We start from the raw sequence: 10,933 nt of genomic DNA on the forward strand, positions 1-10,933 counted from the left end.
TCAATTATTTATGACATAATACCTTTTCAAATAAGGTTTATTACTTAAAATCCATTATACAACGTATGTAATCTTTTCTCCCTTTTGTTTACAATAATATCAATAAAGGAGGCAAAACAACTATGAAAAAAATATTGTTATTATTAGCAAATGGCTTTGAAGCGGTGGAGGCGAGTGTCTTTACTGATGTACTAGGCTGGAATAAGTGGGAAGGTGATGGGACAACAGAGGTGGTTACAGTCGGCTTGCATGAACAGCTGCAATGCACATGGAATTTTAAAGTCACTCCTGAAAAATTGCTCCATGAAATTGTATTAGAGGATTTTGATGCATTAGCGATTCCTGGTGGCTTTGAGGAAGCAGGCTTTTATAAGGACGCCTTTAGCGAGGAATTTCAGGCAGTCGTTCGCCACTTTGATGAACACAAAAAACCGATTGCAACAATCTGTGTAGCTTCTCTTATTTTAGGCCACAGTGGAATTCTTCAGCACCGTCAAGCAACAACCTATAATCATTCAACAAGTAAACGTATAGCACAGCTAAAAGGCTATGGTGCGGCAATTATCAACGAGCGCATTGTGCAAACTGACCATATCATTACCTCCTCCAATCCAGGAACAGCCTTTGATGTAGCCTTTCGCTTACTAGAAACACTGACATCCGCTTCAAACACAGCGAAAGTAAAAGAATTAATGGGCTTCCACTAAGGCATAAAAAAGTAGGCTTACGCCAATATACTTGGCATAAACCTACTTTTTGTATTATTTGCTTACTGGTGCTGTTTCTGATGCACTCAAATCCATTTCCTTTGCATTGTCTAGCACATCTTTTGGAATCGTAATTGTAGTTACCGCATTGAAATCATGATATTTAATCGTTGTTTGCTGTCTTGTTTTGATCGAATTGCCTTCTACTTGCATCTTTAATGTCATATCCATAGCAATTTCTTCTACATCGAATGTTTCTTTATTAATCAATAATTTATATGTGAGACCATCAAAGGAAATATTGCCTAATTGTGCCTCTAGATCCGCTTCCATTCCTAAATCCATTGCGCCAAGCTGCTGCTTCACTAGCTCTGTAAATTTATCGCCAGAGCCTTTTAATGTTAATTCATAACGGTTTGCTGATTCTACTAATGTAAAATCTTCGGCAAATGCTTGTAACATCTCCAATTGTTCAGTTGCATCTGGCTGCATCCCTGTTTGGCTCAGTACATCCTCAAATAATTGTTTCGGGAACTTTACCCAGGCCTTTTGTTCTGCCTCATACATATACATACCATCTTTAGCCGTCATATACATTTTAATCGGCAAATTAATCGCTTCACCACTTGTTGGATCTGTTAAAGCCATTGTTCCATCAGCAAAGAATTGCATTGGCTCTGTAACAATTTCCATCTTCATGTTGCCTTTAGACTCCATTTTCATGGTTTCCTTACCATCGTTTGCCTCTACTGTCTGAGAGATCGTCATGGTAGCCTTCATGCTTTTTAGCTCTTTTTGCTTGGCTAATGTTTTCGTAAATACTTCCTCTAACAAAGCACTATCCTTTGGTGTAGTAGGCTGTTCTTCTGTTACTTGCTCCTCTTTTTCTTCCGTTGTAGGCTGTGTATCCTCAGCTAAGCCTAATGCGTTCACAATAAATGTTGCTAACTGACCACGTGTAACATTTTTATCTACACCAAATTCTGTGGCAGTAACACCCTTCGCAATGCCTGCCTCATACAGAGCTGTTACTGCATCAGCAAATGGACTATTTTGCTGTACATCTGTAAATGGACTTTTACCTTCCGCTGTTAAACCTGCAGCCTCAGCTACCATTACCGCCATTTGACCACGTGTAATTGTGTCATTTGGACGGAATGTATCATCCTCATAGCCTTGTACAACGCCAAGATTAACTAATGTAACAATCGCTTTATAGTATGGGCTAGATGAGTCGACATCCTTAAAATTCGGATTCTCGACAGTCATATCCGTTGTAGTTAAATGAAAAGCACTTGCTATCATCTTCGCTGCCTGTCCACGTGTTACATCCTTTGAAGGCTTAAATGTACCATCTGGAAAACCATTAATGATATCTGCTGCATGCAATGTGGAAATACTGTTAAAATGCGCATAATCTTCACTCACATCTGAAAATGGACTAGCCGCCGAAACAGGTACTACCGCCACAGCAGTAACCGCCATTGCAGCTGTAGCCGCTGTATAAAGCTTATGTTTCTTCTTTGTCATAATCAATCGTCCCCCGTTTATGTAAATTTAATGCTTGCCTATTAATTTTAGCGAAAGAATTGGAAAAATGCTAGGTTCATTGGAAATTAAATTATAATTATCCATTAAATCCGTCATTTGGTGCTATTTATACATATTTTGGTCACTTCTTTCCAACACTTAATAAATAAAAAAACCGACCTCCTAAGAGATCGGTTTTTATGATGATGATTACTCAGCAGCTTTTGCGCGTAGAACCATTTGTAGGATACCACCATGACGGTAGTAGTCTACTTCTACTTCTGAGTCGAAACGAGCTAAAGCTTGGAAAGTTTTAACTGTGCCGTCTTCAGATTTAGCAGTTACTGTTAAGATTTCACGTGGTTTTACGTTGTCAGTAATGTTAACAGAGATTTCTTCTTTACCAGTTAAGCCTAATGTATCAGCAGATTCACCTGGCATAAATTGAAGTGGAAGAACACCCATCATTACTAGGTTAGAACGGTGGATACGCTCGTAAGATTGTGCGATAACAGTTTTCACGCCAAGTAGGAATGTACCTTTCGCAGCCCAGTCACGAGAAGAACCCATACCGTAGTCGTTACCAGCAAGTACGACTAAGCCAGTACCTTGCTCTTGATATTTCATACATGCGTCATAGATGTACTCTACTTCGCCTGTTGGCCAGTAAGTAGTGAATCCACCCTCTGTACCAGGAGCAACTTGGTTACGGATACGGATGTTTGCAAATGTACCACGCATCATTACTTCGTGGTTACCACGACGAGAACCGTAAGAGTTGAAGTCACGGATTGCAACACCGTTTTCAATTAAATATTTACCTGCAGGTGTATCTTTACCGATTGCACCAGCTGGAGAAATATGGTCAGTTGTGATTGAGTCACCGAACTTCGCCATAATGCGTAAGCCGTCTAAGCCTTTAATAGCTTCTGGCTCTTTTGCAAGACCTTGGAAGAATGGTGGGTTTTGGATGTAAGTTGATTTGTCATCAAATGTGTATAGAGACTCAGTTGATGTTTCAATTGCATTCCATTTTTCGTTCGCTGTGAATACAGTTTCGTATTCTTTTTGGAATAACTCACGGTTAACAACAGTACCTAATACTGCATTAACTTCTTCAGTTGATGGCCAGATATCAGCGAAGAATACTTCGTTACCATCTTTGTCTTTACCGAATGAATCTTTTTGTAGATCGATATCCACTGTACCAGCAAGTGCATAAGCAACAACAAGTGGTGGAGAAGCTAAGTAGTTAGCTTTTACAAGTGGGTGTACACGACCTTCAAAGTTACGGTTACCAGAAAGAACTGAAGTTACGAATAAGTCATTTGCTTTAATTGCTTCTTCGATTTCAGGTAATAATGGACCTGAGTTACCGATACATGTTGTACAACCATAACCTACAGTGTTGAAACCGATTTGGTCAAGGTATGTTTGTAAACCTGAATCTTCAAGGTAACCAGTTACAACTTTAGAACCTGGTGCTAAAGAAGTTTTTACCCATTTTGGCACTGTTAGACCTTTTTCTACAGCTTTTTTCGCCACTAAGCCCGCAGCAATTAATACGTATGGGTTAGAAGTGTTTGTACAAGAAGTGATCGCAGCAATCGCAACAGCACCTGTTGGAATTTCTACATCGCCTTCAGCGAATTTCGCTACAGAAGTTTTTGCGAATTCATCTTCTGTTAAACCGAAACCTTGTGTACCTTGTGGTGCCACTACTGCTTCTTTGTAACGAGAACGCATTTGAGAAAGTGGAATTAAGTCTTGTGGACGTTTAGGACCAGAAAGGTTTGGTTCGATTTCAGCTAAGTTTACTTCTAAAACGTCAGTGTAAACTGGCTCTAATGTTGGATCGAAGAACATGTGGTTCGCTTTTAAGTAAGCTTCTACAACCGCGATGTGCTCTTCGTCACGACCAGTTAAACGCATGTAGTTTAATGATTCTTCGTCGATTGCGAAGTAACCACATGTAGCACCATATTCAGGAGCCATGTTAGAGATTGTCGCACGGTCAGCTAGTGGTAATTTAGATACGCCAGGTCCGAAGAACTCAACGAATTTACCAACTACGCCACGTTGACGTAATACTTGTGTTACTTTTAATGCTAAGTCAGTAGCAGTTGTTCCGTTTGGAAGATCGCCAACTAATTTAACACCGATAACTTCTGGAATTGGGAAGTATGAAGGCTGACCAAGCATACCTGCTTCAGCTTCGATACCACCTACGCCCCATCCAAGAACGCCGATACCGTTAATCATTGTTGTATGAGAGTCAGTACCTACTACTGAATCTGGGAATGTTTCGAATGTGCCATCAGCATTTTCGTTTACGTGTACAACTGGAGCTAAGTACTCTAAGTTTACTTGGTGAACGATACCAGTTGCTGGTGGTACAGCACGGAAGTTATTGTAAGCAGTTTGAGCCCATTTTAAGAAGTTATAACGCTCAGCGTTACGTTCAAATTCTAGGTCCATGTTTGCTTGTAATGCAGATGCATTACCGTATTTGTCAACTTGTACTGAGTGGTCAATTACAAGGTCAACTGGAATAGCAGGGTTGATTTTGCTTGGGTCGCCGCCCATTTCTTTCATTGCAGAACGAAGAGATGCAAGGTCAACAACTACTGGTACACCAGTAAAGTCTTGTAATACAACACGAGAAGGTTTGAATGGTACTTCTGCCTCTGGGTCAGCACCGTTACCCCATTTCGCTAATTCGTTTACGTGTTCTTCTTTAATTACATACGCATCATATTGACGTAAAACAGATTCTAATAATACTTTAATTGAGTAAGGAAGGTTTGAAACTTTTGCAACGCCAGCTTTTTCAATCGCAGCTAAGTCATAGTAATTGTAAGTTTTACCATTCACTTCGAATGATGCACGGCTGTTGTGTAAATTACCTTGTGCCATTTGCGGATCCCCCTAATATATCTTTTTGAAAAGGCTTTAAAAATGTGTAGCATCTTTTCTCCAATACCCATGATAGCGCATTTATATTCATAAGTAAATTACATTAATATTATCTTTTTTGATAAGCATAACTTATGACCTTGGTTTCTATCCTGATATTTTTAATTTTTTGATGTGCATAATATCAAGGTTTTGTATTAATGAAGGTTTCTATACCTGTCTAACGAAGCCTATCTAAATGTATTTAACTGGGGCACTTTTTGGGGCACTTGCTGGGGCACCTGTAACTTTTTTTAAAATGGTGCCCCAGTTCGTAAAAATGTAGATAAAGAAGGTTTGGACAGGTACTCTCTTATAAGGAATGAGCGATATAAATTCCTTTAAAGTTAATATTATTTCTTTGCCACTATCTGTGGCATTTTTATTTTTTTAAATACAAACAACATTCTACTATATTAATACATTTTTATTATTACAAATAACTACCAAGAGAGTAAATACATTATGGAGAATTCTTTTATTTGACACTTTTTAATTCTCTAATAATTAGTAGGAGGTGTAGATTCTTCAGAGGATAATATTTATAAACCTGATAATTTACCAAGGCTGGCCTAAAGAAACACTTTATCGCCGGTAATTTCTCTCGTTAATATTCTTGGTTGTAAGACCAAATCAACCAAAAGTCCTCAATCCTGTTTTATCAACGGTTTGAGGACATATCTCATCACTTCATCTTCTACAAAAGTTTTAATAGCTGTCATAATCACACTGTAATGATTTGATGGCCATATCAAGTTTTATATACACGTTTAGTACCAAGTGATCTTCTCTTTTAATCATCATCGTCTAGTAAGGAAGCTTTTTGGATCTGATCAAATGTAATGCACTTCACTTAAACTATAGCTAAGTTCCTCAAGATCAAACTAGTCACGTTCAGGGTGTTTAGGTGGTTGTTTCAGTTTTTCGGCAACCATTTTAGCTGGATCTTTTTTCTTTGACTTTGCTATTTTTATTTCTCCTGATAAGAACGTTTGTTTGATGCGTTATAGAACTAACGATCTGTTTTATCAACATACTGTTATTTGCCTCCCTAGTACAAAAGTGTTTTTTTATAGTTTAGAACCAAAACTGTAGGCGAATACTAAAGTTACACTTTATTAATAAAAGTAGGCGAAAAAATGACAATGAATAAATTATTATTTCTTATTTTATCCTCTACTCTGCTCCTGGCAGGCTGTTGGGATGTAACGGAACCTCAAAGAATGTACTATATCAATGCCGTTGGGGTTGATTTTGAAGACGATAAATATAAAGTTTACTTACAAATTATCAATTTTGCTGATGTAGCTAGATCACAGCAATCGGGCGGTGATGTTGAACCTGCTGAAGTCGGGTATGCTGAAGGTAAAACAATTGAAGAAGCGATTTATAAATTGTATCGTTCATCTGATCAAGAGATCTTTTGGGGGCATATGAGATACCTAATATTCTCAGAACGTGCCATGGAAAATGAACGAAGCATTCCTGTTATTGATACTTTTATTCGTTTTCGAGAGACAAGATATCATATCTGGGTCTATTGCACAAAGGATCCTATTAATGAATTAATGCTAGTAACACCAATATTGCGAAATTCTATGACAGCTTCAAAGTTAAGTAATCCACTTAGTACTAATAAACAATTATCATTTATTCAACCTATAAATTTGAGGGAATTAATTATTGGTTTAAATGAACCAAGCCATGAGGTTAGTATACCTTATGTGAAAATAATGAAAAATTGGGAAAATGATAAGGAACAAACGGAGGAAACCACTTTTTCTGGCATAGGTATTCTCTCAAAAGATGGGGTTAAAGGTTTCATTACAGATTCCTCCGCAAGAGGGAATCAATGGATGAATGAAGAGACAAGTCGGGGAGAAGTCACAATTAAAATAGAAGGTGGTGAAAGGGATTATCTAACTATCGATTTAGATCATTTAAATCTCGAAGTTAAACCAATTGTTAATAAAAACAATCAAGTTCAATTTGAAGTTGATATCAAAATACAAGGAATACTCAATGGGTTTAAAGGGAAAATTACTACGGATGAAGTGAGAAAAAATATCGCTAAACAAATAGAAAAGGAAATTAAAGAAACGTATCAAGAAGGTCTAAAACTAGATGCTGATGTATATCGTTTATCAGAATATCTATACAGGAGTAATGTAAAGGTGTGGAAAAAAATCGAGCATAATGGAAAAATACCTTTAACGGAAGATTCAATAAGTAAAATAAATGTTGATGTTAATAAAATAAATCCAGGAAGAAAAACTTTTGATGAGACAATTGAAGAATAAAAAAGCCCGTTACCTTAATTGGTAATGGGCCTTTGAATTACAAGAGAGCTGATATTATCATTTTACTTCGTATAATTTTGTTATTTTACTTTCATTGTTATAGACAAGCTTTAAATTTAACAAATCCGCAATATTACGTACTTGAACATGCGTCCTACCATCTATAATCACAGCTGGAATAGTTTTTGTATCATTAAACATAACTTTAGCTTCTGTAATTTGAGCCCTTTTTACTTCCTCCAAGCCATTTAAAATGTCTAGCTTGAATTGTGCCTCGGAGATTCCCATACTCGCTAAATAATCATAAGGATCTCTATGAGTTGTGCCTTTTAGATTGTCAGTAATCCATCGATGGGACTTGATACCGTTACCTGCCCCATCCAATACAACTGGTATACCTGCCTCTTTTGCAAGTTCTCTCAAAAGCCAAATATAAGCTGCATAATCTTTTTTAAATTGTTCTTTGTCATTTGTTCGAGCCAACTCAACCTGTGCGTAGCTAAGTGGATTCCCTTTTGGACCACAACCATACTGAACACGATTAACTGGCGCAATTTGCACGATACGTCCTCCACCACCTACCCAGTGGGAAGTGAATGCCTTTGCTTTATTTCGGTTCATATATGCAATTTCATTTTCTAATGCGTTCGGTCCACAATTATTTGGGTTGCCAGACTCATGAGCAATTACATATTTAGCGCTATCTAAACGTACATTCGGTAATCCAGACATTAAACGTTTTTCAATTAAATAAGACATTACTGCTCACCTTCTTTTTTAGCTGCTTTTAGTAAATCAAATGTTCCTGATGCTGTTAATCCTGCAAAAAATCCAGCAATCACCATTACATAGAGTGGGTAGCTGGCTAAAGGCCATAACACCAAACCAATAAAAATACCAATCACTACAGATGTGATTGGCATGTATTGGGTATTTAGATTAAAAGTCTTTTTAAGTACCTCTGCAACCGCTAAGACAATTGCAACCATTCCGATTGCAATCATAAAAATATTTGTTAAATCCATTTTACGCACTCTCCTTGTTATAAGTATGTTTTTCAATACGGTCAACTCGACCCTCTAATGTCGAAAGACTTGAATGAATTCCTTCTAATGCATTTGCTGTCCTTTCTTGTGATTCATTAGAACGTTCTAAGTGTGTCATTAATGCTTTTTCCCGTTCTTTTGATTCGTCACGATGCGATTGATCTAGTTGTATTAAATAATTGAAAATGTAACGTCCAGCAATCAAAACCGCGATTATTAATATGATTGACAAGTAAATCCACGGATTTGAACTATTGGCCACTTTTTCAGCTATACCCGCCCCTGTTATTACTAAAAGCTCCACTGTCCTCACCTCTACATAAAAAAATAGCACTGCTCAGCACAGTGCATTGCTTAAGTCTTGTTGTATAAAAATAGCCCTCCACTATATTTGTGGGAGGCAATATAAAAAACACTCTCTTGTGAAAGTGCAAAAAGAATCCTCACCTAAAAAGGTGAGGATTAAGGTATTTCAAGTTCTTTTGAATTTCAATCAATTAAAAATAAAGGTCCAAGTTATAGTGCCAGATGCCCCATTGCTACCAGTGTAAGTAAAAGTAATATCGACCGTTCCAGTTGATACTTTGTTCACATCCAAATACACATGTCCAGAAGGATTTGGTCCCCAAATGGATACCGTAGCAACGCCAGGGTCACTACTAACAGGATTTGAATAAGTTGCTGTTGTTCCATTAGAACCAGGTAATGCAACTGTTAAATTCACATTCGTATAGGATGCAAATGGCCCATGTACAGATTCGTCTTCGAATGGTGGTGAGATAATTACATTTGGTACGCTATTCTCGTCTTATACCCTCTCTTTATTTGGCTTTATAACGAGCCTTCACCGCACGGGCGACTTTCATCGCATACGGCGATCCGTCAGCGATAGATCATTAAAATTTATTTCCCCAATTCTAGTATATTCTTTCAACGTTAAATTTAGGTTAAAAATATTTTTTTCATGACAAAACTGTAGCCACGAGAAGCATTGAGATTAAGTAACATTGCCCATCTTGATTGGTCTCATAGCGTATAATAAAAACACTCCCAAAAAAGAGTGCTAAAAATAATTAGGTTTATAACTACTTATTAACGAAAACACATTATTGAATTTATTCACGTTTCCAGCTTTAAAAGTAACTTTATGATCACTAACTTTAAACTCTAAACCATTTTCGTTTCCAAAGTTAGAATTACCATAAATTTCTTTGAACTTTAATAACTGTTCATCATTCAATTCTGTGACCACTTCTATAAGAGATTCTTCTTGGTCAAAAGAACTTTGATTGACTTCTGTAATTTTAACATCATAATTCTTACTTAATTTTATAAAATCTTCATCTTTGTACATGTGGTAATCCTCCTTTATTTCTACATTAATAATTCTGGAAACAAGAAAGGAATTCCTTCTATTTTTGACAATAAAAATAACGCTAAGCTATGCTTGCGTTTCACCTTCGTCTAGTTTCTTATATACAACTTCACGTAAATTAGATAGGTTAGGTACCTGTTCACGCTTGTCCGGATTCGCTTTTATAAAATTGCACCAGATTCCGACTAAGCCACTGTTTTCATTAAACATCACTTTCACCTCCAGGTAACGACATGGCAATTAATGTAGAGAGCTCCATAATGGCATTCTCTTGTCCTTTTAGACGTTGTTCTTGCATTGCCATATAAGATGACATTTCCATCATGCTACCGAGTAGCAATTTATTTTCTTGCTCTAAACGAGCAGCCTTTTCCTCTGCTGTTTCTTCAATCCCGAATTTTTTCATTGCACTTATAGTTCCGTCTGGATTACGTACTTTGTACTCAAATGGCATTTAGTCCACCGCCCCTGATATTAAGTGAATTTTATGATTAAACGATAAATCTGTACATGATGGCGTTATTTTTAGAATAATATTTTGCTTTTCTTCTGACACTGTGTATTCAAAAGTATCTTCTATAGTGTCATTATTAGTTGGTGCTGTATTAACTGGTGTGAGGGTGATGTATTGCTCCTGTTCTCCTGTCAAGGTCATTGATAACTCAACTTTTACTGCCAACCCTGCGTCACGTTCAATAAATAATAAAACACCCTTCGCTGATCCCCTCGGAGGCTCAATTTTATATCGAGCGACAGATTGCAAAATAGGCGTGTTTACAGTGTTTTTATTAAGTTTTATCGTCTTGCTAGTTTTAGCACCATAATTGTCTACTACCTCAACGACAATCATATTTTCTCCAACTTTTAATTGGGCTAATAACAATTCAAACTCCCAAGCTCCTCCTGTGCCATCGTATATTTCAACGGCATTCCCAGCGTTGATACGATAAGACACTTTAACATTAGAATTAGCATCTGGATCGCCCGAAGTTCCTCTGATCGTAAATTTATCAGTATCTA

General features: G+C 37.1%; 12 protein-coding genes. 2 read left to right on the forward strand and 10 right to left on the reverse strand.

Annotated elements, in window-relative coordinates; translation table 11 throughout:
- The first annotated feature begins 122 nt into the window (after window positions 1–122).
- On the forward strand, window positions 123–707 hold the full coding sequence (locus tag CD31_RS16825; protein ID WP_036079335.1) for a DJ-1/PfpI family protein: 585 nt from the start codon (window positions 123–125) through the stop codon (window positions 705–707).
- 54 nt (window positions 708–761) lie between these two features.
- Here the strand turns inward: CD31_RS16825 and CD31_RS16830 are convergent, their stop codons facing one another.
- Window positions 762–2,237: an S-layer homology domain-containing protein gene (locus CD31_RS16830; RefSeq protein WP_016994224.1), complete on the reverse strand. Its 1,476-nt coding sequence runs from the start codon at window positions 2,235–2,237 to the stop codon at window positions 762–764.
- 210 nt (window positions 2,238–2,447) lie between these two features.
- Window positions 2,448–5,153: an aconitate hydratase AcnA gene (acnA, locus tag CD31_RS16835; protein ID WP_016994223.1), complete on the reverse strand. Its 2,706-nt coding sequence runs from the start codon at window positions 5,151–5,153 to the stop codon at window positions 2,448–2,450.
- A gap of 1,178 nt (window positions 5,154–6,331) precedes the next feature.
- Between acnA and CD31_RS16840 the strand changes: the two genes are divergently transcribed.
- Window positions 6,332–7,492: a Ger(x)C family spore germination protein gene (locus CD31_RS16840; protein WP_052125396.1), complete on the forward strand. Its 1,161-nt coding sequence runs from the start codon at window positions 6,332–6,334 to the stop codon at window positions 7,490–7,492.
- Window positions 7,493–7,549: 57 nt separating this feature from the next.
- On the opposite strand, the gene CD31_RS16845 is transcribed toward CD31_RS16840, so the two are convergent.
- From CD31_RS16845 to CD31_RS23595, 8 genes are all read right to left on the reverse strand, one after another.
- Window positions 7,550–8,251: a peptidoglycan recognition protein family protein gene (locus CD31_RS16845; protein WP_081977510.1), complete on the reverse strand. Its 702-nt coding sequence runs from the start codon at window positions 8,249–8,251 to the stop codon at window positions 7,550–7,552.
- Window positions 8,251–8,517 (reverse strand): holin, encoded by a 267-nt coding sequence (locus tag CD31_RS16850; RefSeq protein WP_036079338.1) that lies wholly within the window; start codon window positions 8,515–8,517, stop codon window positions 8,251–8,253. The genes CD31_RS16845 and CD31_RS16850 overlap by 1 nt, the downstream gene beginning before the upstream one ends.
- 1 nt (window position 8,518) lies before the next feature.
- A complete protein-coding gene (locus CD31_RS16855) occupies window positions 8,519–8,842 on the reverse strand; it encodes a hypothetical protein (RefSeq protein ID WP_004227828.1) in 324 nt (107 codons plus the stop codon).
- A gap of 189 nt (window positions 8,843–9,031) precedes the next feature.
- Window positions 9,032–9,262: a hypothetical protein gene (locus CD31_RS23370; protein ID WP_140423002.1), complete on the reverse strand. Its 231-nt coding sequence runs from the start codon at window positions 9,260–9,262 to the stop codon at window positions 9,032–9,034.
- A 339-nt stretch (window positions 9,263–9,601) separates the two neighbouring features.
- On the reverse strand, window positions 9,602–9,892 hold the full coding sequence (locus CD31_RS16860; protein ID WP_036079340.1) for a hypothetical protein: 291 nt from the start codon (window positions 9,890–9,892) through the stop codon (window positions 9,602–9,604).
- Window positions 9,893–9,979: 87 nt separating this feature from the next.
- Window positions 9,980–10,123, reverse strand: coding sequence for a hypothetical protein (locus CD31_RS23590; RefSeq protein WP_167334370.1), 144 nt, complete (start codon window positions 10,121–10,123; stop codon window positions 9,980–9,982).
- Entirely contained in the window at window positions 10,116–10,367 is a 252-nt protein-coding gene (locus CD31_RS16865; RefSeq protein WP_036079342.1) for a hypothetical protein, read from the reverse strand. The genes CD31_RS23590 and CD31_RS16865 overlap by 8 nt, the downstream gene beginning before the upstream one ends.
- Window positions 10,368–10,933: hypothetical protein (locus CD31_RS23595; RefSeq protein WP_036079343.1), on the reverse strand; the 566-nt coding region annotated here is incomplete at its 5' end.

The organism is Lysinibacillus boronitolerans JCM 21713 = 10a = NBRC 103108, from assembly GCF_000772935.1.
Classification (GTDB): domain Bacteria; phylum Bacillota; class Bacilli; order Bacillales_A; family Planococcaceae; genus Lysinibacillus; species Lysinibacillus boronitolerans.

What these genes read in the sequence shown, in the direction of transcription:
- CD31_RS16825 (WP_036079335.1), top strand. Translation starts at nt 123, where the DNA reads ATGAAAAAAATATTGTTATTATTAGCAAATGGCTTTGAAGCGGTGGAG.
- CD31_RS16830 (WP_016994224.1), bottom strand. Translation starts at nt 2,237, where the DNA reads ATGACAAAGAAGAAACATAAGCTTTATACAGCGGCTACAGCTGCAATG.
- acnA (WP_016994223.1), bottom strand. Translation starts at nt 5,153, where the DNA reads ATGGCACAAGGTAATTTACACAACAGCCGTGCATCATTCGAAGTGAAT.
- CD31_RS16840 (WP_052125396.1), top strand. Translation starts at nt 6,332, where the DNA reads ATGACAATGAATAAATTATTATTTCTTATTTTATCCTCTACTCTGCTC.
- CD31_RS16845 (WP_081977510.1), bottom strand. Translation starts at nt 8,251, where the DNA reads ATGTCTTATTTAATTGAAAAACGTTTAATGTCTGGATTACCGAATGTA.
- CD31_RS16850 (WP_036079338.1), bottom strand. Translation starts at nt 8,517, where the DNA reads ATGGATTTAACAAATATTTTTATGATTGCAATCGGAATGGTTGCAATT.
- CD31_RS16860 (WP_036079340.1), bottom strand. Translation starts at nt 9,892, where the DNA reads ATGTACAAAGATGAAGATTTTATAAAATTAAGTAAGAATTATGATGTT.
- CD31_RS23590 (WP_167334370.1), bottom strand. Translation starts at nt 10,123, where the DNA reads ATGTTTAATGAAAACAGTGGCTTAGTCGGAATCTGGTGCAATTTTATA.
- CD31_RS16865 (WP_036079342.1), bottom strand. Translation starts at nt 10,367, where the DNA reads ATGCCATTTGAGTACAAAGTACGTAATCCAGACGGAACTATAAGTGCA.